The organism is Roseibium sp. (genome assembly GCF_048261595.1).
Lineage (GTDB): Bacteria > Pseudomonadota > Alphaproteobacteria > Rhizobiales > Stappiaceae > Roseibium.
This window is the reverse complement of the sequence record NZ_JBLXFW010000001.1, coordinates 841,743-867,470: the sequence shown is the minus strand read 5'-3', so window position 1 is coordinate 867,470 and position 25,728 is coordinate 841,743. Positions and strand designations below refer to the sequence as shown.

The following is a 25,728-nucleotide window of genomic DNA, read 5'->3' as shown; positions in this document are numbered from 1 at the left end:
CAGCAAGTCATGGGCGCATTCCCGAAAAACGGCCTGACCCGCATGGTGCGCACGACCGCTTTCAAGCTGTCGCTGCTCTACATCGCAGTGTTCTCGGGCCTGTCGGGATTTCTGCTGGTCTATATCTCGCGCAGCACCAACGAGCTGATGGAGAGTCAGGTCGTACAGACGGTGGATGCCGAAATTTCGGGTCTGTCGGAAGAATATTTGCGCGGCGGTGTCCGAGCGCTGGTCGAAAGTATCGAGCGGCGCTCGCGCCGGCCCGATGCCAGTCTCTACCTTCTTATCGACTTTGCCGGCAATTCCATCGTCGGCAACATCTCCCGCCTCCCGACCGTCGTTCTGGACGAGGCCGATGGCGATGTGCGCCGGATGCGCTATGGCCGTGTCGAAGCCGGCGGTGAGGTGGAGCGCGAGGCATTGGTCCGCATCTTCGAGCTGCGCGGAGGATTTCGCCTGCTCGTCGGGCGCGATCTTGGGGAACAGGTTCGGTTCACCTCCATTTTGGCAGGAGCCATGCGGTTCTGGCTGATCGCGGTCGTCGTCATGGCCGGGGCCACCTGGTTTTTCGTCAGCCGCAGGGTGATGAAGCGCATCGACGCCATGTCGGCCACGAGCCAGACCATCATGCACGGCGACCTGACACGCCGCCTGCCGGTTGCCGGAAACGGCGACGAGTTCGACCGCCTGGCGACCAATCTGAACGAAATGCTCGAGCGCATCGAACTGCTGATGCAGGGCATGAAGGATGTCACCGACAACATCGCTCATGATCTGAAGACACCGCTCAACCGCATGCGGACCCGGGTCGAAACGGTGCTGCGGGAAGGCAAGGGGCAGGCGGACTATCGTGACGCCCTCGAGGCGACCATAGAGGACAGTGACAACCTGATCCGGATCTTCGACGCATTGCTGCGCATTGCTCGTGTGGAAGCCATGTCGCCGGAAGCCGGGATGGACGTTGTCGACCTTAAGGCCGTCACGGAGGAAATGGCGGATCTCTATGCACCGCTCGTCGAGGATGAGGGCGGCGAACTTTGTCTCGACGTGGCACTGGCAGGCGAGGTCATCGGCAATCGCGATCTGATTGCGCAGGCTCTCGTGAACCTTATCGAAAATGCGCTCAAATACGGCCGTCCGCTCGAAGGTCGGCAAGTGATCTCCGTCAAGGCGGCGCCCGGCGCAGGACGTATGGTCCTGACTGTGCGAGACAACGGCCAGGGTATCCCGGACGCAGAGCGGGAGCGGGTGATCGGACGGTTTGTCCGTCTTGATGCCAGCCGCACCGAGCCCGGGTACGGACTTGGATTAAGTCTCGTCAGGGCGATTGCGCGCTTGCATGGTGGACAGCTTCATCTGCAGGATGCGGGGCCGGGTCTCAAGGTCAGCATTGATCTCAGGATGGCTCAGGCAGGGAAAACCGAACACGACAGGGGTGGCGACGACAATGGCGCAAGAGACGAAGGCGGGAATTGATAGCGCGGCCACGTCGATACCACCCGGTCAAAGGGCTCTATGGGACAGTCTCGGCATGGCTCCGAAGGCCGTCGATCCCGACAAGGGCGACCTCTTCCTGAAGGATATCGTCGACAAGGCAGCGACCGACGCGAACTGCGGGCCGCTTTCGAAACGTCTTGCAGACGGAAGCCCGCTTCGCACCTTCCTGGTCGGACTGCTTTCCAACTCACCCTTCCTGCGCGATCTCGCCGTTCGCGACGCCGCGCGGCTTCAGAGCGTCCTGAGCGACATTCCCGGACATCGGATCGCCCGGCTTTTGGGAGAGGCCCGCAGGGCAAACGCGGCCAGCGAAGCGGACCTGATGCGCGATCTTCGCCTTCTGAAGCAGGATCTGGCATTGACCCTGGGGCTGGCGGACATCGGCGGCGCGATCGACCTGGAGCAGGTGACCGGGGCGCTGGCTGGTTTTGCAGATGCAGCGCTGTCCGCCGCGATCCGGTTCTGCCTCACCGATCTGGCCTCGAAGGGCAAGTTTACACCGGTCGATCCGGATGATCCGGAGCGCGAAAGCGGCTTCATCGTGCTCGCGATGGGCAAGCATGGCGCGATGGAACTCAACTATTCCTCGGATATCGACCTGATTGTCCTCTACGACCCGGAGGTGGCACCGGTGACTGCAAGTGCGGAGGCTTCGGTCGAGTTTGTCCGAATGACGCGCCGGCTGGTCAAGATCATGCAGGATCGCACTGCGGATGGATATGTCTTCCGAACCGATCTGCGGCTTCGTCCGGATCCCGGCGCGACACCGCTCGCCATGTCCGTCCCCGGGGCGCTGTCCTACTACGAGTCCCTTGGCCAGAACTGGGAGCGTGCTGCACTGATCAAGGCGCGTCCCTGCGCCGGAGATATTCCTGCCGGTGAAGCCTTCCTGCAGGAGATCGTACCCTTCATCTGGCGCAAATACCTCGATTTTGCCGCCATTGCCGACGTGCAATCGATCAAGCGCCAGATCCACATGCACAAGGGTCACGGCAAGATCGCGGTCGCCGGACACAATGTGAAACTCGGGCGCGGCGGAATTCGTGAGGTTGAATTCTTTGTCCAGACCCAGCAGCTGATCGCTGGAGGGCGTAACCCGGATCTGCGCGGACGGCGCACGCTCGACATGCTCGACGGACTTCTGGAAGCAGGCTGGATCAAGGAGGACGCACGCGAGGAGCTGCGTGAGGCCTATATCTTCCTGCGCAATGTCGAGCACCGTATCCAGATGCTCAACGATGAGCAGACCCAGCTCCTGCCCAAGGATGATGAAGGTCTGCTGCGTATTGCCTATCTCAGCGGCTTCGACAGCCGGGAAGCCTTCGAGACGGTGTTCCTGGGCCACCTCAAGCGCGTTCAGCGCCACTATGCGGAACTCTTCGAGGACGAGCCGGAACTTTCCTCCGAACTCGGCAATCTGGTCTTCACCGGCGACGACAATGACCCGGATACGCTGGAAACGTTGTCGGGTCTTGGCTTCAAGCAACCGAACGAAGCAGCCAATATCATCAAGTCCTGGCACTTCGGCCGCTATGCGGCGACCCGGTCAACCAAGGCCCGCGAGCGCCTGACCGAGCTGCACCCGGTCCTGATCGCGGCGTTGGCGGGAACCGACAACGCGGATGCGGCGCTCCGGAGTTTCGACAGCTTTCTGGCCAAGCTTCCCGCCGGCGTTCAGCTCTTCTCGCTTCTCAAGTCCAACCCGGAATTGCTCAACCTGCTGGCCACCGTCATGGGTGCGGCTCCACGCATGGCCGAGACGGTCTCACGCCGGGTGCATGTGCTGGACACCGTGCTCGATCCGGCATTTTTCGGGGCCATGCCGAGCGCGAGGGAATTCCGGGAGGGCCTCGACCGGACTCTGGATCTGGCCCGCTTTTACGAAGAGGCTCTCGACCGGGCACGCATCTTCGCCCAGGAACAGCAGTTCCTGATCGGCCTGCGTCTGGTCTCCGACACGCTATCGGCCGACAAGGTCGGACATGCTCTCGCACGTCTCGCAGAAGTCGTGGTCGATCGGATCATGACGCGGGTTATCGACCACGTGGCCGAAAGCCACGGCCATGTGCCCGGCGGCGACGTTGCGGTTCTGGCAATGGGCAAACTCGGCGGCCGCGAAATGACGGCCGCCTCTGACCTCGACCTGATCCTGCTCTATGAGGCTCCTGACGAGGCCACCCAGTCCGATGGCCCCCGGCCCCTGGCGATCTCGCAATATTATATCCGCCTGACCCAGCGGCTGGTGACTGCACTGTCTGCGCCGACCGCCGAGGGCAGCCTTTACGAAGTGGATTTCCGCCTGCGGCCCTCGGGCAACGCCGGGCCTCTCGCAACCAATCTCGGAGGCTTCATCGCCTATCAGGAAAAGGATGCCTGGACCTGGGAGCACATGGCGCTGACCCGGGCGCGCGTGATTGCCTCGACCTCCGAAGGCTTTGCCGAGAAGATCCAGAACCATTTGCGGGAAACCCTGGCCAAACCGCGCGACCGCAAGGCGCTTGCCGACGATGTTCGTTCGATGCGCGCGCGGATCGAAAAGGAAAAGGGAACCAAGGACGTCTGGGATCTGAAGCAGGTCGCAGGCGGTCTGGTGGATATCGAGTTCCTGGCCCAGTTCCTTCAGCTCGCAAGCGCCCATGATCATCCTGAGGTGCTTGCGCAAGGTACCGAACAGGCGCTGGAAAACCTGCGCGAAGCCGGGGTTCTGGATGCAGGTGACGCCGATCAGCTGCTCCACGCTCTCAGGCTGTATCACCGGCTGACGCAGGTGCTGCGCATGGCGCTGGCAGGCAAGTTCGTGGCCAGTGAAGCGCCGCGTGGCGTTCTCGATCTTCTTGTGCGCGCTGGCGGTGCGCCGGACCTGACCCGGCTCGGACTGGAACTCGCCGAGATCCAGCAGGGCGTGCGTGCAAAGTTTGAGGAAATCGTCGGGCCTGTGGAAGTCGTGGAGGGTAAGGAGAAGGGATAGCTCCCTTTCGCAGTCGCCATCGTGCGGGGATCTAACTCCCGTCACCGCCAGGCATGGCGTTCCATGTCTGTGTCGAGGCTGCCAGGTTTGCTACCGCCGGGAGCGCGGGTCATGTCAGGCAAAAGGATGAGCGCTGCAAGCAAGGGCGCTGGGCGGCCGATCAGGCGCTTTCGGCGACCTCTGCCTTCTCGCCAAGCGGCAGCACGAAGCTGACGGTCGTGCCCTTGCCGACTTCCGAGGAAATGGCGAGCGTCGAGCCGTGCAGCTCGATCAGCGAGCGGGCGATGGCAAGGCCAAGGCCGGAGCCCTTGTGGCTCTTGGTGAACTGGTTTTCCACCTGGATGAACGGCTGGGCAAGGCGCTCGATGTCGGATTGCGAGATACCGATGCCGGTATCGATGATCTGGAAGCGCACCATCCGGCCTTCCGGACGTGCCACCAGCCGAACGTCGCCGCCATCCTGGGTGAACTTCACTGCGTTTGCGAGAAGGTTGAGAAGCACCTGCTTCAGGGCGCGGCGGTCGGCTGCAACCGGCAGGTCCTCCGGAACAACGTCACAGGTCACCGTGATGTTCTTCTCGCTTGCCGCCGCGGTGATGATCCGGGCAGCGTCACGGGCCGCTTCACCGGCATCCAGAGCTTCCGCGTCGATCGACATGCGGCCGGCCTCGATCTTGGACATGTCGAGGATGTCGTTGATCACGTTGAGCAGGTAGGTGCCGGAATTGTGGATGTCCTGGCAGTACTCTGAGTAGCGATCGGTTCCCAGCGGCCCGAACATCTCCTGGTTCATGATGTCGGAGAAGCCGATGATCGCGTTCAGCGGCGTGCGCAGCTCGTGAGAAATATTGGCGAGGAATTCGGACTTGGCGCGGTTCGCGTCTTCCGCCCGGTTCTTTTCCTCGGCGTATTTGTCGGCAAGTTCCACCAGCTGCTGCGCCTGAACCTGAAGCGTCTGCCGGGACTTCTGCAGATCCGTGATGGTCGCCTTGAGCCGCCGCTCGCTGTCCATCAGCTTTTCTTCGTGTTGCTTCAGCGGGGTGATGTCCGTGCCGACGGACACGAAGCCACCATCCTTGGTGCGACGCTCCGAGATCTGCAGCCAGCGGCCGTCATCCAGTTGCGCCTCGTAGCTGCCGTTCGGTGCGTCCGAGCGATGGCTGACCTTCACCGGCTGGCTCGCCACCTGGCCGTTGCCCGCTGCTGCCATGACCTCGTTGTAGGGCGTGCCCGGCTTGATGACCGAAGTCGGCAGGTTGTGCAGCGACTGGTAGTTGGAATTGCAGATGACCAGTTCGTTCTTGGCGTTCCAGAGAACGAAGGCCTCGGAAATTGTCTCGATTGCATCGCGTAGGCGCAGGTCCGCGGTCCGGCTTGCCTCAGCCAGTTCGTGTTGTTCTGTGACGTCGATGCAGATGCCGATCAGGTGCGGTTCACTGTGACCCGGCTCGTTCTGGATTTCACCGCGTGCACGCAGCCAGATCCAGTGACCGTCCGAATGGCGCATGCGGAACATTTCGTCGACGGTGCCGTCTCCGGTCTCAAGCAGGCGCTCGGCCAGCTGGAACAGGTCGACATCGTCCGGATGGGTCATCGCCGTGACTTCGGCGAACGACAGAATGTCGTCCTTTGGTGTCCGGCCCAGAAGCTCGTAGAGCGACGAAGACCAGAAAATACGGCCGCGGGACAGGTCCCAGTCGAACAGTCCGCAGCGGCCATGGTTGAGCGCGGCATCGATGCGGCTGCGTGTTGCGGCGTACATGTCGTCTGCCTGCTCGGCGCGGGTCGACTGGGCGAAGAAAGCGTAGATCAGGACCAGGAGGATGGCCGCTGTGCCGACGAACAGGGTGACGTTGGCCGATACGTCACGTCGCCAGGGCATGAAAATGTCCGATTCTGACTGGATGACCGCGACCATGCCCAGGCGTCCGTCCAGGTGATGGACCGTCGCGAAGACTTCTTCGGTCTCGTTTCCGTCCAGCGTGATCGGCAGGGCCATGACGCCGGCGCGGGCTCCGAAAACAGTAAGCGGCTGCGTCGGGCCGAGCAGGTCGGTGATCTGGAGGCCCTCAAGGGTGGGGCGTAGGGGTGCGCTTGCAACGATCAGCCCATCTTTGTCGGCGACCAGAAACGTGCGCCCGTTGCTGGTCGCACCGGCCGGCAGGCTGTCGGCAAGAATGCGCTGAAGTGCGGAGCGGTATCCGAGTTCGGGCAGGCCGCCTTCCTCGCTTGCCAGATGGGAAGAGACAACGGTCGCCGTCAGGGCTATTTCATCGCGGGCCTGACGGTCTGCGTCCTGATAGTCGTAGCTCAGCTCAAGGATGCGGTAAAAGGCCAGGCAGGCAATGAACACCATGCAAAGGGCCGGGATAAGGCGGCGCATCAGCGGCTCCGAACGCAGCAGTCGCTTGTAGGTCGGCTGCGCGAGCAGCCGCAAATGGGCTGTCAGCGTGGCTCTGCCTGTCTTGGATGCTGTGAGCCGGGCAAAGCGTCGCACGGACGCGCTGCCGGCAGATGCCCGCGCCATCGGAAGCTGTCCCCGATTGATGTGATGTCCTGATCGGCGCTGCATTCTGCTCGCCGAATCAGTTCATTTGAATCCACCGTTTGGCTTTTGTCCAGAGCGTGGGAAGAAAAAAATGGTTAACGGCGAAAGACGTTATCTGCTCTCTTGTTAACCTTTTGCAGTTGTTCCAACTATTGCAGGCAACGGTCGACGATATCGCGGCTGTCGCGTGACAGATTTTGCACGTTGGAGATTCGCTGAAGTGCCGCTTCCGCGAGGGCCGAACGGTTGTCTTCAAGCGCTCGCCATGACCTGAAGCAAGTCAAGAGCCGCGACGCGACCTGTGGATTGCGCTGATCGATGGCAAGGGCATTATCCGCAACGAATTCGAAGCCGGCGCCATCCCTTCGGGCAAACTGAGTGGGATTTCCGGTGGCGAACGCATGCACGAGCGAGCGGACTCGATTCGGGTTGGCGAAATCGAACAGGGGATGAGCCGTCAGGGCCTTCACCCGCTCAAGGCCGTCGGCGCTGGGAGCAGTCGCCTGCACCATGAACCATTTGTCCATGGCGAGTGCCGTGCGCTCATGGCGCTTGCGGAAAGCTTCGAGCGCGGCTTCCGCTCCCGGAAGACCATCGTGAACCAGAAGCGTCAGCGCGGCGATCCGGTCGGTCATGTTGCCGGCATCTGCAAAAGCGGTCTCGACAACCGCTGCAACATCCTCGGCACCGCTTGCGGCATAGAATGAACGTGCCTGGTTGGCGAGGGCGCGCATGCCGGCGCTGGCCGCGTCGGGGCTGAATTTTCCTTCCGGCTTGCTCGCACTCGCGCTCTTGAATGCAGCGGCATGTGCACCGCCGATTGCCGCGCGAAGGGCCTGGCGTGCTGCGGCAATGGCATCCGGATCGACGTCCGAGCCGATATCGCGGGCAAGGTCTGCTTCTCCCGGCAGTTGAAGCGCCAGGGCGCGGAACGCCGGGTCGAGGTCCTCATTGTCCAGAACGTCTCCGAAGGCGACCACGAGAGCGGCATCCGGCTCCAGCGCCGCGCCGTTGCGGGCGTCCCGGGTCAGGCGCATCAGGTCATGGGTCGCCAGCGTCTGAAGCGCTTGCCAGCGGTTGAACGGATCGCTGTCCTGGCGGGCGAGGAACAGGAGGTCGTCGGCGCTCTGATGCGTTTCCAAGCGCACGGGCGCGGAAAAGCCGCGCAATATCGACAGGACCGGGCGGTTGTGCAATCCGGAGAACGTAACCTTCTGACGTTGCTCTTCCAGGATCAGCACGTCACCCTGGAACCTCGCGCCATTGCGCGCCGCTGGCGTCATGTCCTCGCCGTTCGGGCCGATCAGGCCGAAGCGAAGTGGCAGCACGGCAGGTTCGGAGGTTGGTTGACCCGGCAGCGGCGGAATGGACTGGCTGATATCCAGCGTCAGTTCCCCGGCGATCTTGTCATAGTGGCTTTTCACGTCGATCCGGGGTGTACCTGCCTGTTCGTACCAGCGGGCGAACTGGCCGAGGTCCGTGGCAGTCGCTTCGGAAAAGCAGGTCAAAAAGGCTTCGATGGTCGTCGCTTCGCCGTCATGGCGTTCGAAGTAGAGATCCATGCCCTTCTTGAACCCCTCGTCACCGAGAAGCGTCTTCAGCATGCGCACGACCTCCGCGCCCTTTTCGTAGACGGTCGCGGTGTAGAAGTTGTTGATCTCGGTGTACTTGCGCGGCCGCACCGGATGGGCGAGGGGGCCGGCATCTTCCGGGAACTGGTGCGACTTCAGAAGCCTCACGTCCGATATGCGCTTCACGGCTCGCGACCGCATGTCCGAGGAGAACTCCTGGTCGCGGAACACAGTCAGGCCTTCCTTGAGGCACAGCTGGAACCAGTCGCGGCAGGTGATGCGGTTGCCGGTCCAGTTGTGGAAGTATTCGTGCGCGATCACCGCCTCGATATTGGCGTAGTCCTGATCCGTCGCCGTTTCCGGGTCTGCCAGAACATACTTGTCGTTGAAGATGTTGAGGCCCTTGTTCTCCATCGCGCCCATGTTGAAGTCGGAGACGGCAACGATGTTGAAGATTTCAAGGTCGTATTCGCAGCCGAAGACTTCCTCGTCCCACTTCATCGAGCGCTTCAGGCTGTCCATCGCCCACGCACAGCGGTCCTCGCGGCCGTGCTCGACATAGATTTTCAGATCCACCTTCCTGCCGGACATGGTCGTGAACGTGTCCGCGACATGAGCGAGGTCGCCGGCGACCATGGCGAATAGGTAGGAGGGCTTGGGATGCGGGTCATGCCAGATGGCGAAATGGCGATCTGTTCCAGGCACCGGGCCAGCGTCAACCAGGTTGCCGTTGCCGAGCAGTACCGGCGCATCGCCCTTCCGCGCCTCGATCCGGGTCGTGTAGACCGAAAGCACGTCGGGCCTGTCGAGGAAATAGGTGATGCGCCGGAAACCTTCCGCCTCGCATTGGGTGCAGTAAGTGCCGTTGGAACGGTAGAGCCCCATGAGTTCCGTATTTGAGCCAGGGTCGATCCGGGTGCGGATTTCCAGGACGAACGGGTCTTCCGGGGGGCGGTTGATTGTCAGCTTGTCGTGGCTGGCCGAGTACGTACCGTCCAGAACCGGCATGGCATCGATGGCAAGGCCTGTCAGTTCCAGCTCGTCACCGTCAAGCACCAGAGGCGTTCCGGGTGCAGTTCCCTCGTTGCGCGAGATGAAAAGCCGCGCATGGATGTTGGCGACCGTCGGATTGAGCTGGATATCGAGATCAACCGTGTCGATCCTGTACGGCGCGGGCTCATAGTCCTCAAGACGAATGGCAACAGCCGTTTCTGGACGCATCTTGGTTTCCTTGTGAGTGATCGTGTCTGTTTGTCAGAAGCGACGGCAGTTGGCGGCGGAGTGCCTTAGGCGCCCAGATTGACAAGCGCTGTCGTCAGCGCACTGTCCGGATCGCTGAGCGGATCGATGACGGTAAAATGGTTCGCCCCGGACTGGATGTCCAGTACGCCGCCCAGCGCCGGTCCCGCCCAACGGTCGACGAGTGTCCGGCTCTGGCGCAGGTACTCGGAGGATTCATCGCCTCCCACGACAGCGACGAAACGCCCGGAAGACGGTGGGTTGCCTGTGAGCGGCGACGCCTGCGCCGCAGTCTCTTCAGACATCTTCAGCGCCGTGTTGACCGACGTTTGGACCAGCGGCTGCAGATCGAACAGACCCGAGATTGGCATCGCCCGGTCGCAAAGATCGGCGGGCAGGCCCCGGCCGGCCCAATTGGTCGCCATAAGGCAGGCCGCCAGGTGCCCGCCAGCGGAATGGCCATAGACAAGTAAAGGCCTGTGCATGAGCTCATAGGTTCGTGCGGCCAATTCGCGCATGTCGTCGATGATATCGGCGATGGAAACGGCCGGGCACAGGCGGTAGTTGGCGATCACGACGTCATAGCCATGGGCATTGAGCCCCCGGGCCATGTGGGAGAAGAAGCTCTTGTCCAGTGCCTGCCAGTAGCCGCCATGAATGAAGAGTGCGGTGCGATCTCGTTCAGGCGTTCCGGTCAAGCGCGGGAACACGTCGAACACCTGCCGGAGATCGGTGCCATAGGCCAGGTCAAGCTGCGCATCGGAGCGTGCGGTCCGGTACGCTTCCGCGCCTGATTTCCATGCTGCGATCAGTTCCGGATGCTCGGGCACGCGTGCCCGGTTGTTGTATTCCGCTTCCATATCTGGCGTGGCGCTCGCCATCGCATCTCTCCCACTGGCTTTGACACCTTGAACCATGGCGGGGGGCTTATGCGCAAGCGCCCAAAGGCTTTCGAAACTTGAGCCTCGGTATTTTGACCTTGCAGTTCGCACAAGCTAAGTATCGGTCACTTCACGGTAACAGAGAGTGATCATGAGCCGCCTGGACAGCTTCATCCGCCGATTGACCGCACAGAAGATCCTGCTCGAGGACGTCGCTGAGCGCGTCAAGAACGTTGAGGGTCCGATTCTCGAGCTGGGCCTTGGGAACGGGCGGACGTTCGATCATATCCGGGAGATCCTTCCCGGCCGGGAAATATTCGTCTTCGACCGGGACCTTGCCTGTCATCCGAGCTGCATCCCCGACGGGGATCACATGATCTTCGGCGAAATCCGCGAAACGCTTGCCTATTGCGGTCCGCGTATCAAGGAACAGGCGGCCTTCATCCATTGCGACCTCGGTTCGGGTGACCCGACAACGGACCTGGCAACCTGTGCATGGTTGTCGCCCCTGATCGACCAGCATACAAAGCCGGGTGGCTACGTCCTGTCGGGCCTTGCGCTCGACCTGGCCAATTTCGAAGAACTTCCAAAGCCCGAGGGCATCCGTCCCGGCCGCTATCACCTTTACAAGAAGAACGGCTAGGCGCCTTGTTCCGCGCGCTGCGCACCGTCAGGAGATTTCAATGACAGCCCCGCTCGAAGGCGTGAAGGTTATCGAACTTGCTCGCATTCTCGCCGGTCCCTGGGTCGGGCAGACCCTTGCCGATCTCGGCGCGGACGTGATCAAGGCGGAAAGCCCGGACGGCGACGACACCCGCGGCTGGGGGCCGCCCTTCGTTGAAACTGCTGACGGAAAGCAGGGCGATGCGGCCTATTTTCACTCCTGCAACCGTGGCAAGCGCTCGATCACCGTCGATTTCCGAACCGCGGAAGGACAGGCGATTGTTCACAAGCTGATCGCGGATGCCGACGTGCTGGTCGAGAACTTCAAGGTCGGGGGATTGGCGAAATACGGCCTCGACTACGAGAGCCTGCATCGCATCAATCCGCAGCTGGTCTATTGCTCGGTCACCGGCTTTGGCCAGGACGGTCCCTACGCTCACCGTGCCGGTTATGACTTCATGATTCAGGGCATGGGCGGCATCATGGACCTGACCGGGGATCCGGAGGGAGAACCGCAGAAGATCGGCGTCGCCTTTGCCGACATCTTTACCGGTCTCTACGGCGTCATCGGCGTTCTGGCTGCCCTGCGCAAGCGCGACGAGACCGGTATCGGCGAACACGTGGACATGGCGCTTCTGGATTCGCTGACAGGCGTACTGGCGAACCAGGCGCTCAATTATTTTGTATCCGGCCAGGCTCCAAAGCGCCTCGGCAATGCACATCCGAACATCGTGCCCTACCAGGTCTTCAGCGTCAGCGACGGACACATGATCCTGGCGGTCGGCAACGACAGCCAGTTCACCAGGCTTTGCGACATTCTCGGGATGCCCGAGCTTGCCTCCAATCCGGACTACGCGACCAATGCGGCGCGTGTGGCCAATCGGCTGGCGCTCGTTCCAATTCTCGAGGCTGAGATCGTCAAGCGTTGCCGCGACGATTTTCTGGCTCAGCTCGAAGCCAAGGGTGTACCTGCGGGGCCGATCAATTCTGTCGAGGATGTCTTCAACGATCCACAGGTCCGGCATCGCGGCATGAGGGTCGACTTGCCTGCAACCGGGACGAAAACCGCAACTGTTTCCTCTGTTCGTACACCGATCCGTTTTTCGGACAGCCAACTGGTTCTCGAGCGTGCCGCCCCGCGTCTTGGCGAGCATACCGACCAGATCCTGAGCGAACTGGGACTTCCGCCACGCAGTGCAAACGATAACGGCTGAGGGCGGACGTTAACCGAGCAGCGGCAAACCTGCCTCCGGTTCTCGGAGCGATGTCACATTTTGCGCTACTATTGAGTGCAAAGGACTTTCGGTTTCGGGATTCGGTCTTAAGTTCTGGGGCAGGAAACGGTTTCGGCATGTCGCCGGAACACAGCTGGAGAAGCGCGGGCGCATGAACAAGATCCGCAAATTCGTGGCGAGGCGGCGGCGCGGCAGGTTGAACATGCCCCTGACGCGGATCATTTCGCTCAGCTTCGGCGGTTTTGTTGCGCTCTCGCTCTCGCTCGTCCTGTTCCTGTCCGTCAAGGCCAACTACAACAACACATTCTCGCTGCTGAACGACAAGGCGATCCTGATCACCCAATCCATGGAACGGCAGCTGCGCGAGCACTTCCAATCCGTGCAAAGTGCCGTGGTCGATCTCAAGCCATTTTTCGAGACCGGGACCCTGCGTGTCGATGATCCGGACAGTGGACTGGACCGTCTGACAGTGGCAATGGCCACCAATTCGCGCATCAACGTGCTGGTTGTCACGGACTTGAATGGCGACAACTTTGGTGTCTTCAAGGCGCCTTCGGGCCGGCTCTGGCCCTTCAAGAGCCAGATACCGGCCGGCGGGCGCGAGACCTACAAGCTGCCGAAGCTGACCGCGCAAAGCGGCCCGACCTGGGGGCGCCTGCTGCATAACGACGTCGGTCAGTTCGCCCATATTTCGGTTCCGCTGGTTGTCGATGGCCGGATGATCGGAACCTTGACGGCCGCCAGTTCCCTGACCGCGCTGGGCGAGAGCATTCAGTCCATGGACGAGGGCGAGGATTCGACGGTCTTCATCATCGCCAACGGCGATGAGGTCGTTGTTCATTCGGACATGTCTGTCTTTCAGACCGGAAACGTGCCGCAGGTCGAGCTGCCGTCGGATCGAAACATCCTGGGCGACCCGGTTCTGGCCGCGTTCGGCGAAGAGGAGCAGCTCGAGGCGTTCAAGCGTGCCGCGGACCTGGGGATTCGCGTCAGCCGGGTCGAGACCGCCAACGACGACTTCATCGTCATGAGGGTGGTCATTCCGGGATATTCGGATGAGCCTTGGGTCATCGGTCAGTATTTTCGCGGCGTCAGCATGTCGCGCGAAGTGCGCAGGTTGATGGGGTCAGCGGCCGTCGGCCTAGGGGCGCTCCTGATTGCCGTGCTCGTCGCCATATGGATGGGACGGCGGGTTGCCCGGCCGCTCAGGAACCTGGCACGCCAGTCGGAGCGGGTCGGAAGCCTTGCCCTTGACGACGTCGAGCCCTTGCCGCGCAGTCGCGTCGCCGAACTCGATCAGGTGGCTCTCGCGTTCAACTCCATGGTCGACGGCTTGCGGGCGATGAACCTCTATGTGCCGCGCTCGCTGTTCTCAAAGCTCATGCGATTGGGCGGACAGCAGGCCGCCGAGGCGCGCGAGGCCGAGTTGACAATTCTTTTCACAGATATCGTTGGCTTTACGGCGCTGTCCGAGGGCTTGAGTGCGACGGAAACCGCCAGCTATCTCAACCGTCATTTCTCCATTCTGGTCCAGGCGGTGGAGCAGGAAGGCGGAACGGTCGACAAGTTCATAGGTGACGGCATGCTGGCATTCTGGGGCGCCCCGGATGCAAGGCCGGACAATGCCGCTGCCGCCGTTCGCGCCGCGCGCCGGATTGCCGAAGTGCTGAAGCGGGAAAACGATGAAGCCGAGATGAGGGGCGAGCGGCGTATCCAGATGCGCATGGGCATCCATACCGGCATGGCCGTTGTCGGCAACGTCGGGGCGCTCGATCGCTGGAACTATACGGTCGTCGGCGACACCGTGAATGTGACCGAACGCTTGCAGACGCTCGGACGCGAGGTCGGTGCGGGTGAAGAGGTCGTCATCCTTGCCAGCGCAGATACCGTCGCGCGCTTGCCTGAACAGATCGTTCGGGAAAGCGCCGGCGAGTTTTCCTTGCGTGGCCGCTCCCAGGCGCTGGAAGTCTGGAAGCTCGATCCCTTTGCGGTCGGCATGCCTGCCGACTACGGAATTTCGCCCACTGCAGCGGAATAGACAGCGCTGCTTCCGCCGCCGGATTGTGATCTGGGTCACACTTCGATCATTTCCCCCTTTTACATTGCTAAGTAACTGGGATTTGTGGTTGTCTTTTACCGCGCGAGCGGGCCCTACTGGTCTTGTCGCATGGGGATCGATCACAGCGGAGGGGAAGCGCGGTGGATGTTCTGACGATCGATGGGCTGACTGTCGATTTCAACACGGCTGAGGGTAACGTCCGGGCCGTGGACAATGTTTCTTTCTCGGTTCCTCAGAACAAGACCGTCGCCCTTGTCGGCGAATCCGGTTCCGGCAAGACGGTGATCTCCCAGACGGTCATGGGGCTTCTGCCGTCCGCGGCGCAGATCGTTTCCGGCCGTGTCGTGCTGGCGGATCCGAGAGGATCGGAAGCGCCTGTCGATATCACCGCCCTGGATCGCAAGGGGCCGCAGATGCGGCACATCCGCGGCAACCAGGTTGCGATCATTTTCCAGGAACCCATGACCTCCCTGTCGCCACTGCACACGATTGGCGACCAGATCGGTGAGGCGGCTCTTCTTCACCGGAATGTGGGCGCTGCCGAGGCACGTGAATTGACGCGTGACATGCTGCGCCTGGTTCAGTTTCCGGACCCCGATCGCGCCCTTAACGCCTACCCGTTCGAACTCTCCGGCGGCCTGCGCCAGCGCGCGATGATCGCCATGGCGATGATCTGCCGTCCGGCCCTGCTGATCGCGGACGAGCCGACGACCGCTCTGGATGTGACGATCCAGGCCGAGATCCTCAAGCTGATCAAGGATGTGCAGTCCGAGTTGCACATGTCCGTTCTCATGATCACGCATGATTTCGGCGTGGTCGCGAACATGGCCGACGAGGTGGTGGTGATTTATCACGGCCGGATCATGGAAAAGGGGACGGCGAGACAACTCTTCACGGAGCCGAAGCACGACTACCTGAAAGCCCTGCTTAATGCGGTGCCCAGCTTCAACATGGACAAGGACGAGCGGTTGATGCCGATCCGTCCGATCGAAGTCCGCTCGGAGGATCTCAAGAGTCGCCGGATCGACTGCAAGGTGGCCCCGGGGCAGCCGTTGGTCGAGATGCGCAACGCGACAAAGCGGTTTTCCCTGCGCAAGAGCGGCTTGTTTTCCGCAAAGCCGATCGAGTTGACGGCACTCGATTGCATCAACTTGACCATCAAGCGCGGCGAGTGTCTTGGCCTTGTTGGCGAGTCCGGGTCCGGCAAGACGACGGCGGCCAAAGCGATCCTCCGGGCGATCAAGCTGAACGAGGGCTCGGTTCGCTATGATCGCGGCAATGGGCTAGAGGACGTCAATTCGCTGAGCGGTCCGGAACTGATGGACTACCGCCGCCGGGTTCAGCTTATCTTCCAGGATCCGTTCTCGTCGCTGAATCCGCGCATGACCGTGAACGACATCCTGACCGAACCCCTTCAGATTCACGGCATCGGAACCCCGGCTGAACAGGCCGAACGGGCGCGGAGCCTCATGAACCTGGTCGGTCTCGACGCGCGCTATTTGCGCCGTTATCCGCATTCCTTCTCCGGGGGGCAGCGTCAGCGCATCGGGATCGCCCGCGCGCTTGCCCTCAATCCGGAGTTTATTCTCTGCGACGAGCCGACGTCCGCCCTTGATGTGTCCGTCCAGGCGCAGATCCTCAACTTGCTTCAGGATCTGAAGCGCGACCTTGGCCTGACATACCTTTTCGTCAGCCATAACCTGGCTGTGGTCGATTATATCGCCGACCGTGTTGCCGTGATGTGCCGTGGGCGTGTGGTGGAAGTGGGCGAGACCTCTCAAGTCGTCTCCAACCCGCTGCATCCCTACACCAGGGCACTGTTGTCGGCGGTTCCGGAACCGGATCTGGAAGCTCCGCTCGATTTCGCTGCGCTTGACGACCATCGCGCATCCGATCCTGCGGCCTGGCCTGCGCCCTTCACCTTGGCGCGCGGCGTGGAGCCGACACTGGTCGAGCTTGAGAAAGATCATTTTGTTTGCGCACCGGGGATGAAACCATCGGGCGCTGTAAGGGGAACTGCAGCATGATGTTTTGGAAGGGGTTGAGCGCGGCAACGCTCGTCGTGTCGGGGCTGGCAGCCTATCCGGCCTGCGCCCTGGATCTGAAGGAAACACCGGGGCTCGACGCGAGCCTGCCGCCGGTGTCGGAACGGGTGCCGTCCGAGCCCTTGGTCGTCGACCTGTCAGGCCGAGGCCGGACAATCGGCTCTCATGGCGGCAACCTGGATACCCTGATCGGCCGGGCCAAGGATGTTCGCCTGATCAACGTATGGGGTTACGCCCGGCTTGTCGGCTACAACGAGAAACTGGAACTCGTTCCCGACATCCTGGAAAGCGTCGAGGTCGAGGAAGGACGCATTTTCACGCTGAATACGCGTGAAGGCCACAAATGGTCCGACGGAGCACCGTTTGGCGCCGAAGACCTGCGCTACTACTTCGAAGATGTCGCCCTGAACGAGGAACTGAATCCCTCCGGCCTGCCACCGTTCCTTACGGTTGACGGCAAGGGCCCCAAGTTCGAGGTCCTGAGCGAAACCGCGGTGCGCTACTCCTGGGAGGGGCCGAACCCGTTGTTCCTTGGCGAGCTGGCAAAGTCCCGGCCTCCGTTCATCTACCGTCCTGCGCACTACCTGAAGCAGTTTCACGAGAAGTACGGCGACCCGGCCTTCATCGAAACGGCGGCCGCAGAGGTCAAGGCGCGCAGCTGGGCACCGTTGCACAACAAGAAGGACGACATGTACGACGCGCAGAACCCGGATCTGCCGTCGCTGCAGCCCTGGGTGCGCAAGTCCAACAATAGTGACCAGCGTTTCGTCCTCGAGCGAAACCCGTTCTACCATCGGGTCGACAGCAGCGGTCAGCAACTTCCCTATATCGACAACGTCATCATGACCGTTGCCGACAAGAAGCTGATTGGCGCCAAGACCCAGGCCGGTGAGTCCGACCTTCAGGCACGCAACCTGTCGTTCTCCGACATCACCGTTTTGAAGCAGGGCGAAGCCTCGCAAGGTTACACGACAGCGCTTTGGGCCAATGCAAAGGGATCGGAAATCGCGATCCTTCCAAACCTGACCGTCAAGGATCCGGACTGGCGCGAGCTGCTGCGCGATAAGCGCTTTCGTCATGCGCTTTCACTCGGCATTGACCGGGTGATGATCAATCGCACGCTGTTTTTCGGGCTGGGCAAGGCCGGAAACGATACGGTGCTGAGTGCGAGCCCGCTGTACAAGGCAGAGTATCTGACCAAGTGGGCGACCTACGACCCGGACAAGGCCAACGCTCTGCTTGATGAAATCGGCCTCACCGAGCGCAACGGTGAAGGCATTCGCCTGATGGCGAATGGCAAGCCGCTCGAGATCATCATCGAGACGTCCGGTGAAGCTTCGGTTCAGGAAGATGCGCTCGAACTGGTGGGTGAAACCTGGAAGGAGATCGGCGTCAAACTCTATGTGAAGCCGAGCCAGCGGGATATCCTGCGTGAGCGTTCCATCACCGGAGAGCTGGTCATGTCCGTCTGGTGGGGCATCGAGAACGGCATTCCGACATCCGAAATGCCGCCTTCAGACTTTGCGCCGGTGAGCGGCGAAGTCTTGTCCTGGCATTCCTGGGGCGATTATCACGAGACCGGCGGCGAAGGCGGTGAGAAGCCCGACTGGGCACCGGCCGAACGCCTGATGGAACTCTACAACGCCTGGCTTCGCTCGTCCTCTTCCGAGGAACGTAGCAAGATCTGGACGGAGATGCTGGACATCACCGCCGAGGAAACCGTCCGCATAGGCCTGGTCTCCGAAGTGCCGCAACCGGTTGTCATCAACGGCGTCAAGAACGTCCCGCTGACCGCCATCTACGGCTGGGATCCGGGGTCGCATTTCGGTATCTACCGGATGGACGAGTTCTACCTGGAAGACAAGGCACGCCGCTAGGCGTGCGATCTGGCCCTGCCGGATGAATTCGGCAGGGCATTCGATAAAGATTTAAAAACAAAAGATAATCGCTCTCGCAAACGGGGGCAGGGGCTGCTGGGGAATTATCGATGTTGTATTACATAACGCGCCGGATCCTGACGATGATCCCGACGCTGTTTGTCATCAGCTTTCTGACGTTCTTTATCATCGAGCTCCCGGCAGGGGACTATATTTCCAACCAGATCGCGGCCCTGAAGTCGACCGGAGAGTCGTCGTCCGTGGCGAAGCTCGAGTTCCTGCGCAAGGAATTCGCTCTCGACCGGCCGTTCTTCGAACGCTACCTGATCTGGGTCGGTCTGTGGCCGGGGCCGCATGGCTTCGACGGATTGCTGCAGGGCAACTGGGGCTGGTCCTTTGAGTTCGACAAGCCGGTTTCGGATGTGGTCGGTCCGACCCTGCCGCTAACCGTCGTTCTCAACTTCGCAACCATCCTGTTCGTCTACGTCGTTTCCTTCCCGATCGGCATCTACTCCGCCACGCGGCAATATTCCTGGGGCGACTATGGCTTCACGTTTCTCGGCTATATCGGCCTTGCCACTCCCAACTTCCTGCTCGGCCTAATCCTGCTGTATCTGTTCAACAGGTGGTTCGGCCTGTCGGTGGGTGGTTTGATGGCGCCTCAATACATCGACCAGCCCTGGAGCTTCGACAAGGTCATGTCGGTTCTTGCCCACCTGATCATCCCGACCATCGTGATCGGTACTTCGGGCACCGCCGCCATGATCCGGCGCCTGCGGGCAAACCTGCTTGACGAGCTGCACAAGCAATATGTCACGACCGGACGGGCCAAGGGCCTGAGCGAGCGCAAGCTTCTGGTCAAATATCCGCTGCGCATGGCGCTTAACCCCTTCATTGCCGATATCGGCAACCTGATCCCTTCTCTGGTTTCCGGTTCCGTCATCGTGTCGGTGGTTCTGAATCTTCCCACCGTCGGCCCGGTGCTTCTTTCAGCGCTGCAGAGCCAGGACCAGTTCCTGGCCGGTTTCATTCTTCTTTTCGTCGCCGTTCTGACCCTGATCGGCATGCTCGTGTCTGATCTTCTTCTCGCCGTACTCGATCCGCGAATTCGGCTTGGCGGGAGGGCCGCGTCATGAGCAGCAACGAGACCCGCAACGGCTCCACCGAAGTCGAACATTACGTCGATCCGGCACCGTTCAATCCGACCGTTTCCGAAGAGCTGACGCCGGAGCAGGAACGCTTCTACCAGGCGTCCCAGTGGCAGATCATGTGGTGGAAGTTCAAGCGCCACAAGATCGCGGTCTGGTCCGGCGTGGTGCTGATCCTGTTCTATCTCTGTGTGCCCTTCGCCGAGGTGATCGCGCCTTATACGCCCAACACCCGCGACAGCATGCATCTCTATGCGCCGCCGCAGGCCGTGCACTTGTTTCATGAAGGCGAGTTCGTCGGACCCTTCGTCTATGGCATGAAGTCCGAACTCGACATGGTGAACCTGAAGTGGGTCTTCTCTGATGACACCACCCAGGTACAGAAGATCCGCTTTTTCTGCCGTGGCGACGACTACAGGTTCTGGGGCCTGTTCGACGCCGATTTCCACCTGTTCTGCCCTGCCGAAAACGGAACATTGTTCCTGCTAGGCACCGACAGGCTCGGCCGTGATCAGCTTTCGGGGCTTGTCTATGGCGCACGGCTGTCGTTGACCGTCGGCCTGGTCGGTGTCGCGATCTCACTGGTGCTCGGGCTGTTCTTCGGCGGCATCGCCGGATATTTCGGCGGCATTGCCGACAGCGTCATTCAGCGCGTCATCGAGATCATGCGCTCGCTCCCCGAACTGCCCTTGTGGATGGCCCTGTCCGCCGCGCTGCCCGTCACCTGGAGCCCGGTCTGGATCTACTTCGGCCTGACCATAATTCTCGGTCTTCTCGACTGGCCCGGCCTTGCCCGTGCCGTACGCTCCAAGCTTCTGTCCCTTCGGGAAGAGGAATACGCCAAGGCGGCGGTGCTGATGGGGGCAAAGCCCAAGCGCGTCATCACCCGCCATCTTCTGCCGGGCTTCACCAGCCACATCATTGCCTCGGCCAGCTTGTCGATCCCCTCGATGATCCTGGGCGAGACGGCGCTGTCGTTCCTGAACCTCGGCCTGCGCCGGCCGTCAGTGTCCTGGGGCGTGCTCCTGAACGAGGCGCAGAACATCTCGGTCGTGACCGTCTATCCCTGGCTGATGGCGCCGGTGATCCCGATCATTATTGTGGTTCTGGCGTTCAATTTCCTCGGCGACGGTTTGCGTGACGCGGCCGATCCCTATAAGTGATCCTGACGATACAGTTACAACGTTGCCACTGCCCTGAATGAGGGTGGCGGCAGCAAGCCACCGGAGACCCCATGTCGAAGAATGCCAGCACCGCCGAAGGTTGGGACGAGGAATATGAAGCAGGCCGCTGGGCGTTCCTGCGCTCGCTGCCCGAAAGTGGCCGCTACGGCATCATCGGCATGTGGCTGAACCTCACCAACTCCATGGGAGAGGTACTGGATATCGGCTGCGGCGAAGGCCTGCTCTACGAGCGCCTGCAGCCCATGGGTGTGAAGAAATACGTCGGCATGGACCTGGCGCCCGCTGCCCTTGAAATCGCCAATGTCGACCCGGCGATTGCCTCCCTGCGCGCCGGCGACATGCATACCTTCGAGCCGCAGGCCGGCGAGACCTTCTCCGCCATCGTCTTCAACGAGGTGCTGCATTTCGCCGAGGACCCGGCCGCCGTCGTGTCTCGCTACGTGCCGTTCCTGAAGGAAGACGGCGTTATCGCACTCTCCATGTATTCGCCCAAGCGCCCGGAAAGCGGCGCCAACAAGCTGATCGCCAGGCTCTGGGAAGCAACGGACGACGCGGAAAAGTGGGAAGTCCTCGACGACTACCGCCTCGTATCAGACAAGAAGGGCGTCACCTGGCGCATGCGCCTGGTCAAGCCGGTTAAGGCTTGACCTGAATGGAGCATGCCCAAGCCGGTTGCGGCTTGACCTGAATGGGGCATGCTCAAGCCGGCCCGCAGAGGCTACAAAGTCCGAATGAATCAAAGGGGCGTCCAATCGGACGCCCCTTTTTGTTGGTCGTCCTGAACCTCTTCGTCGTCATCCCGGCCAAGCATAGCGCGAGCCGGGACCGGAGAGCCATAAGCGCATCGGATTCAGTCAGGCGCACCCGCAAACGCCTCGGCTCGCCGGTCCCGGATCTCAGGCGAAGCCTTCGTCCGGGATGACAAATCGCCGGGTTTGCCGTTGGACCCGATCCTGGGGATACGCGACCGGATGATGCCGGTCGGAGGGTGGCTAGCCCTCGGATCCGCCTTCCCGGGCGAAGCGAGGGCGAAGATTCGGGAACCCGCACACAGGGCTTTTGGGTATCTGTTCCGGTGTGCAGATAGTTGGTCCCGGCTCGGGGGCCGGGACGGCGTTGGAGCGGAGGCTGCTTGCCTGCCTGCACAGCAAAGCCGCATTCCCTCTCACTTGGGGAGAGGGCCAGGGTGAGGGGCTCGCAGCTACAGGTTCAGCACTCCCCTCATCCGCCCTTCGGGCTCCTTCTCCCGGATGGGAGAAGGAGAGCGCGCGCGGTAGCGTCTGGAACTTTAAGCAGGCAGCACGACGATCGTCGACTTGCCGCCGGAATTGCGCAGCGCGTGAATGTCGCCGAGCGCAGGGTCTTCCCGCCAGGCTTTTGCCGCCTCGACGCTTGGAAAGCTCAGCAGGGCGGCAAGCGTCGGGGCTTCGAAGGCAGCTTCCAGGACGGTGGGGGCGGGATCGCCTGCGATGACCTTGCCGCCATGCTTTGCCAGCGCTTGCCCGGCGACTTCCCGGTATTTGCCCAGGACCTCCTTGTCGGTGACGGTGATAAGTGCGAGTGCTTGAACGGTCATGTCAGTCCTCCGTTGTTGACGGGGGAACTGTGCCGCGAAATGCCTTTGTGAAAAATTCCACAAATAGGAAATCAATCTGTGCAATAATGCACAGCCATGGATAAATGGGATGACTTGAAATTCGTTCTGGCCGTGGCCAAGGCGGGAAACCTGTCGGCGGCGGCGCGCAAGCTCGGCGTCAACCACTCCACCGTCTCGCGCCGTCTGACCGCGCTGGAGACGGGCATTGGCGCGCGCCTGTTCGACCGGTTGCCCGACGGCCTTGTGCCGACCGATGCGGGCCGCGAAGCGGTGGACACCGCCAAGCGCGTGGAGGCGGAGGTCCTTTCGCTAGACACGCGGATCACCGCGCGGGACGGCGAACTGGAAGGCCCCTTGCGGATCACAGCGGCCCAGCTGATCTTCCAGGCCGGGCTGTCGGACATCATGGCGCGCTTCGCCGAGGCGCATCCGAAGATCGAACTCTCCATGCTGGCCTCCAATGAACTGCTCAGTCTGACGCGGCGGGAGGCAGATGTGGCCGTGCGCGTGACCGACCGGCCGGACGAGGGGCTGTTCGGCCGCCTTGCTACCGGCCAGCGTCGCGGCTTCTATGCCTCGCGCTCCTTCGTCAACACCCATGGCGAGGCTCTGTCAGGCAGCGAGGACGATGCGCCCATACCTTATGTCGCCTTCAAATGGTGGGGCGAAAGCCCGCCCAAGGAGATCCGCAGCCGGTTTCCCAATGCGGTGACCTCTGTTGTCTGCGACGACATGATTGCCCTGCATTCGGCCGTGCGCGCCGGCATGGGCATCGGACGCATGCCCTGTTTTCTCGGCGACACGGACCCGCAGCTGGTCCGGGTTCCGGGCTTCGAACTGGTCCGCTACTTCGACATCTGGGTGCTGACCCATCCGGAGCTGAAGAACGTCGAGCGCATCCGCCGCTTCATGCGCTTCGCCGCCGAGGAATTCCGGCAGCGTTCGCAGCTGTTCATGGGCGAGGGGCAGTAGCCGCCCCGCTCAGATCCAGCGGCGGACTTTCAGGCGGTAGGCGCGGTAGTCCTCCCCGAACAAGGTGCCGAGTGCGCGTTCTTCCGGCTCGATCTGGAAGCGGTTCATGTACCAGACGAAGCCGGGAAGCACGACGAGCGCCAGAAGGCTGCCGAGGGCAACCGCCACCGCCCCGAGCCCGAGGAGCATGCCGAGGTACATGGGATTGCGGCTGAAACGGTAACAACCGGTGACGGCGAGCCGGGTCGATGTCTCCGGACGTATCGGGTTGACGGTCGTGCCGAGACCCCGGAACAGAAGACCGGAGTGAAGGATCAACAGGACCGCAGGCACCGCGAGAAGTGCGCCGATGATCCATTGTCCGGGAACCCGAAAGCTTGACGCGGGCAAGGCAGTTGCCGAGGCCCAAAGGGCAGCGCACAGGAGAGCAGTCAGCAGCAGTGGCGGAACTTTCAGGTTCATGACATTCCTTCTGGCGCGCACTGATGAGTCGCTGACATGAGAAGGCCCTCGGCGGTCACCGTCAACCCTCCTCAGGATGAGTAAATTGGCGGCCGTGAAGGCTGGCCGCGTATCTCTGTCCGTCATTGCAGGACTTGATCCTGCAATCCATTCCGTTGCCTGACCGGCTCGCAGATCGGCTCTTTGGTGGAAAGGGATCGGAATGGATCCCATGGTCAAGCCATGGGATGATGTGTGTTGCGGAGGGCAGGGCTGTGCAACCACCGCCGTCCCGGACGTAGCGGTAGCGGAGATCCGGGAACTAGCCTCCGGGGGCATTCGGTTCAACACATGATTGCACGGTGGATTGCTTGCTACATTTCCGGATGTTGCTAGGGTCTCTCCACGTGTTTGGGGGATTCGATGATGCCGGTCGGCCGCGCATGAATGGAGTGTTTCGGGAGGGCGTTGTGGCGGATGCGGACGGGCTCTCGGGCACGCTTCTGTCCGGCAAGGTGGCCTTGTGGCTGGTGCAGGCCCTGCGCCACTGGGCCAGGACCCGCGACTGCGCCCATCTGCTCTGCCACGTCACCAACGGCGAAAACGCCGCCGAGGCCGACCGCTTCTTCCGAAGATGCGGGATGAAGACGGTGGGTGGGAATTATCATTAGGTGAATGGTGATCGTTAGATGTCGAATTTCTTTGCGTTCTCGCTTGCAGACGTACCGGCCTTTCGGAGGCGATTTGGATTGGCTACCGACATTATTGTTATTGGGGGTTTTTTTTTAGTTCCAATTTTTACTTATGCCGCAGTGAATCTATTGAGTGTTACTTCCGAAGCTGGTTTTCTAAGTGATTTTTTTCTTGTAGAAACATCTAGAAACACCGATCTGAAAAAGCTCGATCCGGTTTATTCCAATGTGTACTTAGTGAGTTCAATTTTCTGTCACGTATTGATTATTCTTTATGTATTGGTTGGGATTTTATTTTATCTGAAAATGAGATTTTTAGATTTTTTAGATTTAAACATTAATATACATATGTTTTATGGCTCAATTTATTGCTTGTTGATTTTTGCAATTATTTATTATGTATTGTTTGCTATGAATATTTATTTGAGTGAAATTGATTATTACGGTTTTGCAGTAATATTTATTGGTTACAAATTTTCTTTCTTGGTATCCGCTTTCGTTCCATTGGGGTCGTTCTTGCTGCTGCAGCCCTTGGTTTTACTTCTAAAATTTATTGGTCTCAGAGGTGAATGATTGGCGATGAAAAGGAACTCGTCACCACACCGGGCCATGAATTCCTGACCGCCTATGGCGGCTTCCGCCAGGTCGAGCAACTGATGGCGGGCGGTGCAGGCACGCTGGTTCTGGCCGATGGCACCGACGCCGCCGTCTCTGCCGAGCGTATCGTCTACAGCGCCGAAACAGCAGAGATGTTCGAGCAGGCGGACGGCTATTTTCTGCCCCAGAACGGTAATCTGGCCCTGAACCCGGAATTCAAGACCTATAAGTTTGAGGTCGAGGACTTCCCATCTGTGTCGCAGCCGTCGCGGCGGGCCAATGCAAAATGGCCCAGGGGAGCGTGCGCGAATTGGAGCGAAGGCTTCCCAGATGCCCATCCTTCGAGACGGGCTTCGCCCTCCTCAGGATGAGGAAGGGGGGCGGAATGGACCTCCCAAAGAAGACGGAGTTGTCAAAGCCCAAAGGTGCTCAGTCTGGCTTGGGACCATCGGTTGGCAAGCGAAGCCGTTCGGCGACGGTTCCTCTCCCCCCTTGAGGGGGAGATGTCTCCGTC

19 protein-coding genes are annotated in these 25,728 nt (G+C 61.0%); 14 read left to right on the top strand and 5 right to left on the bottom strand.

Going from position 1 to position 25,728, the window contains the following annotated elements:
* Positions 1 to 9: 9 nt before the first annotated feature.
* Both ACN0SY_RS03810 and ACN0SY_RS03805 read left to right on the top strand, forming a co-directional pair.
* Entirely contained in the window at positions 10 to 1,476 is a 1,467-nt protein-coding gene (locus ACN0SY_RS03810; RefSeq protein WP_417684595.1) for an ATP-binding protein, read from the top strand.
* Positions 1,448 to 4,465, top strand: coding sequence for a bifunctional [glutamine synthetase] adenylyltransferase/[glutamine synthetase]-adenylyl-L-tyrosine phosphorylase (locus tag ACN0SY_RS03805; protein WP_417684593.1), 3,018 nt, complete (start codon positions 1,448 to 1,450; stop codon positions 4,463 to 4,465). The genes ACN0SY_RS03810 and ACN0SY_RS03805 overlap by 29 nt, the downstream gene beginning before the upstream one ends.
* Positions 4,466 to 4,625: 160 nt before the next feature.
* On the opposite strand, the gene ACN0SY_RS03800 is transcribed toward ACN0SY_RS03805, so the two are convergent.
* From ACN0SY_RS03800 to ACN0SY_RS03790, 3 genes are all read right to left on the bottom strand, one after another.
* On the bottom strand, positions 4,626 to 6,992 hold the full coding sequence (locus ACN0SY_RS03800; protein WP_417684591.1) for an ATP-binding protein: 2,367 nt from the start codon (positions 6,990 to 6,992) through the stop codon (positions 4,626 to 4,628).
* Between the two features lie 170 nt (positions 6,993 to 7,162).
* Positions 7,163 to 9,805: an aminopeptidase N gene (gene pepN / locus ACN0SY_RS03795; protein WP_417684589.1), complete on the bottom strand. Its 2,643-nt coding sequence runs from the start codon at positions 9,803 to 9,805 to the stop codon at positions 7,163 to 7,165.
* A 65-nt stretch (positions 9,806 to 9,870) separates the two neighbouring features.
* The gene (locus ACN0SY_RS03790) at positions 9,871 to 10,704 is read right to left on the bottom strand and encodes an alpha/beta hydrolase (protein WP_417684587.1); all 834 of its coding nucleotides are present in this window, start codon (positions 10,702 to 10,704) and stop codon (positions 9,871 to 9,873) included.
* Positions 10,705 to 10,855: 151 nt separating this feature from the next.
* Between ACN0SY_RS03790 and ACN0SY_RS03785 the strand changes: the two genes are divergently transcribed.
* The 8 genes from ACN0SY_RS03785 (at position 10,856) to ACN0SY_RS03750 (ending at position 21,562) form a co-directional block, all read left to right on the top strand.
* Entirely contained in the window at positions 10,856 to 11,347 is a 492-nt protein-coding gene (locus tag ACN0SY_RS03785; protein ID WP_417684585.1) for a class I SAM-dependent methyltransferase, read from the top strand.
* Positions 11,348 to 11,387: 40 nt separating this feature from the next.
* Positions 11,388 to 12,581, top strand: a complete 1,194-nt coding sequence (locus tag ACN0SY_RS03780) for a CaiB/BaiF CoA transferase family protein (protein WP_417684583.1) — start codon at positions 11,388 to 11,390, stop codon at positions 12,579 to 12,581.
* 172 nt (positions 12,582 to 12,753) lie between these two features.
* On the top strand, positions 12,754 to 14,640 hold the full coding sequence (locus ACN0SY_RS03775; protein WP_417684581.1) for an adenylate/guanylate cyclase domain-containing protein: 1,887 nt from the start codon (positions 12,754 to 12,756) through the stop codon (positions 14,638 to 14,640).
* Positions 14,641 to 14,801: 161 nt separating this feature from the next.
* On the top strand, positions 14,802 to 16,688 hold the full coding sequence (locus ACN0SY_RS03770) for a dipeptide ABC transporter ATP-binding protein (RefSeq protein ID WP_417684580.1): 1,887 nt from the start codon (positions 14,802 to 14,804) through the stop codon (positions 16,686 to 16,688).
* Complete coding sequence (locus ACN0SY_RS03765) at positions 16,685 to 18,583, top strand: ABC transporter substrate-binding protein (RefSeq protein ID WP_417684578.1); 1,899 nt, start codon at positions 16,685 to 16,687, stop codon at positions 18,581 to 18,583. Before ACN0SY_RS03770 ends, ACN0SY_RS03765 begins: the two co-directional genes overlap by 4 nt.
* Positions 18,584 to 18,693: 110 nt before the next feature.
* Positions 18,694 to 19,719: an ABC transporter permease gene (locus tag ACN0SY_RS03760; protein WP_417684576.1), complete on the top strand. Its 1,026-nt coding sequence runs from the start codon at positions 18,694 to 18,696 to the stop codon at positions 19,717 to 19,719.
* A complete protein-coding gene (locus ACN0SY_RS03755) occupies positions 19,716 to 20,894 on the top strand; it encodes an ABC transporter permease (RefSeq protein ID WP_417684574.1) in 1,179 nt (392 codons plus the stop codon). The genes ACN0SY_RS03760 and ACN0SY_RS03755 overlap by 4 nt, the downstream gene beginning before the upstream one ends.
* 71 nt (positions 20,895 to 20,965) lie before the next feature.
* Entirely contained in the window at positions 20,966 to 21,562 is a 597-nt protein-coding gene (locus ACN0SY_RS03750) for a class I SAM-dependent methyltransferase (RefSeq protein WP_417684573.1), read from the top strand.
* Positions 21,563 to 22,203: 641 nt separating this feature from the next.
* Here the strand turns inward: ACN0SY_RS03750 and ACN0SY_RS03745 are convergent.
* Positions 22,204 to 22,491: a DUF1330 domain-containing protein gene (locus ACN0SY_RS03745; RefSeq protein WP_417684572.1), complete on the bottom strand. Its 288-nt coding sequence runs from the start codon at positions 22,489 to 22,491 to the stop codon at positions 22,204 to 22,206.
* Between the two features lie 96 nt (positions 22,492 to 22,587).
* Here ACN0SY_RS03745 and ACN0SY_RS03740 point away from each other — a divergent pair, with 96 nt between their 5' ends.
* On the top strand, positions 22,588 to 23,484 hold the full coding sequence (locus ACN0SY_RS03740; protein WP_417684571.1) for a LysR family transcriptional regulator: 897 nt from the start codon (positions 22,588 to 22,590) through the stop codon (positions 23,482 to 23,484).
* Positions 23,485 to 23,493: 9 nt separating this feature from the next.
* Here the strand turns inward: ACN0SY_RS03740 and ACN0SY_RS03735 are convergent, their stop codons facing one another.
* On the bottom strand, positions 23,494 to 23,946 hold the full coding sequence (locus ACN0SY_RS03735) for a methyltransferase family protein (protein WP_417684569.1): 453 nt from the start codon (positions 23,944 to 23,946) through the stop codon (positions 23,494 to 23,496).
* Between the two features lie 386 nt (positions 23,947 to 24,332).
* Between ACN0SY_RS03735 and ACN0SY_RS03730 the strand changes: the two genes are divergently transcribed.
* From ACN0SY_RS03730 to ACN0SY_RS03720, 3 genes are all read left to right on the top strand, one after another.
* Positions 24,333 to 24,596: a hypothetical protein gene (locus ACN0SY_RS03730; RefSeq protein WP_417684567.1), complete on the top strand. Its 264-nt coding sequence runs from the start codon at positions 24,333 to 24,335 to the stop codon at positions 24,594 to 24,596.
* Between the two features lie 78 nt (positions 24,597 to 24,674).
* A complete protein-coding gene (locus tag ACN0SY_RS03725; protein ID WP_417684565.1) occupies positions 24,675 to 25,190 on the top strand; it encodes a hypothetical protein in 516 nt (171 codons plus the stop codon).
* Positions 25,187 to 25,585: a hypothetical protein gene (locus ACN0SY_RS03720; protein ID WP_417684563.1), complete on the top strand. Its 399-nt coding sequence runs from the start codon at positions 25,187 to 25,189 to the stop codon at positions 25,583 to 25,585. The genes ACN0SY_RS03725 and ACN0SY_RS03720 overlap by 4 nt, the downstream gene beginning before the upstream one ends.
* Positions 25,586 to 25,728 lie beyond the last annotated feature (143 nt).

Excerpts from the sequence above, each read along its gene's own strand:
- ACN0SY_RS03810 (WP_417684595.1), top strand. The coding sequence starts at position 10 with ATGGGCGCATTCCCGAAAAACGGCCTGACCCGCATGGTGCGCACGACC.
- ACN0SY_RS03765 (WP_417684578.1), top strand. The coding sequence starts at position 16,685 with ATGATGTTTTGGAAGGGGTTGAGCGCGGCAACGCTCGTCGTGTCGGGG.
- ACN0SY_RS03760 (WP_417684576.1), top strand. The coding sequence starts at position 18,694 with ATGTTGTATTACATAACGCGCCGGATCCTGACGATGATCCCGACGCTG.
- ACN0SY_RS03805 (WP_417684593.1), top strand. The coding sequence starts at position 1,448 with ATGGCGCAAGAGACGAAGGCGGGAATTGATAGCGCGGCCACGTCGATA.
- ACN0SY_RS03790 (WP_417684587.1), bottom strand. The coding sequence starts at position 10,704 with ATGGCGAGCGCCACGCCAGATATGGAAGCGGAATACAACAACCGGGCA.
- ACN0SY_RS03735 (WP_417684569.1), bottom strand. The coding sequence starts at position 23,946 with ATGAACCTGAAAGTTCCGCCACTGCTGCTGACTGCTCTCCTGTGCGCT.
- ACN0SY_RS03780 (WP_417684583.1), top strand. The coding sequence starts at position 11,388 with ATGACAGCCCCGCTCGAAGGCGTGAAGGTTATCGAACTTGCTCGCATT.
- ACN0SY_RS03720 (WP_417684563.1), top strand. The coding sequence starts at position 25,187 with ATGATTGGCGATGAAAAGGAACTCGTCACCACACCGGGCCATGAATTC.
- ACN0SY_RS03750 (WP_417684573.1), top strand. The coding sequence starts at position 20,966 with ATGTCGAAGAATGCCAGCACCGCCGAAGGTTGGGACGAGGAATATGAA.
- ACN0SY_RS03745 (WP_417684572.1), bottom strand. The coding sequence starts at position 22,491 with ATGACCGTTCAAGCACTCGCACTTATCACCGTCACCGACAAGGAGGTC.
- pepN (WP_417684589.1), bottom strand. The coding sequence starts at position 9,805 with ATGCGTCCAGAAACGGCTGTTGCCATTCGTCTTGAGGACTATGAGCCC.
- ACN0SY_RS03785 (WP_417684585.1), top strand. The coding sequence starts at position 10,856 with ATGAGCCGCCTGGACAGCTTCATCCGCCGATTGACCGCACAGAAGATC.
- ACN0SY_RS03740 (WP_417684571.1), top strand. The coding sequence starts at position 22,588 with ATGGATAAATGGGATGACTTGAAATTCGTTCTGGCCGTGGCCAAGGCG.
- ACN0SY_RS03775 (WP_417684581.1), top strand. The coding sequence starts at position 12,754 with ATGAACAAGATCCGCAAATTCGTGGCGAGGCGGCGGCGCGGCAGGTTG.
- ACN0SY_RS03755 (WP_417684574.1), top strand. The coding sequence starts at position 19,716 with ATGAGCAGCAACGAGACCCGCAACGGCTCCACCGAAGTCGAACATTAC.
- ACN0SY_RS03800 (WP_417684591.1), bottom strand. The coding sequence starts at position 6,992 with ATGGCGCGGGCATCTGCCGGCAGCGCGTCCGTGCGACGCTTTGCCCGG.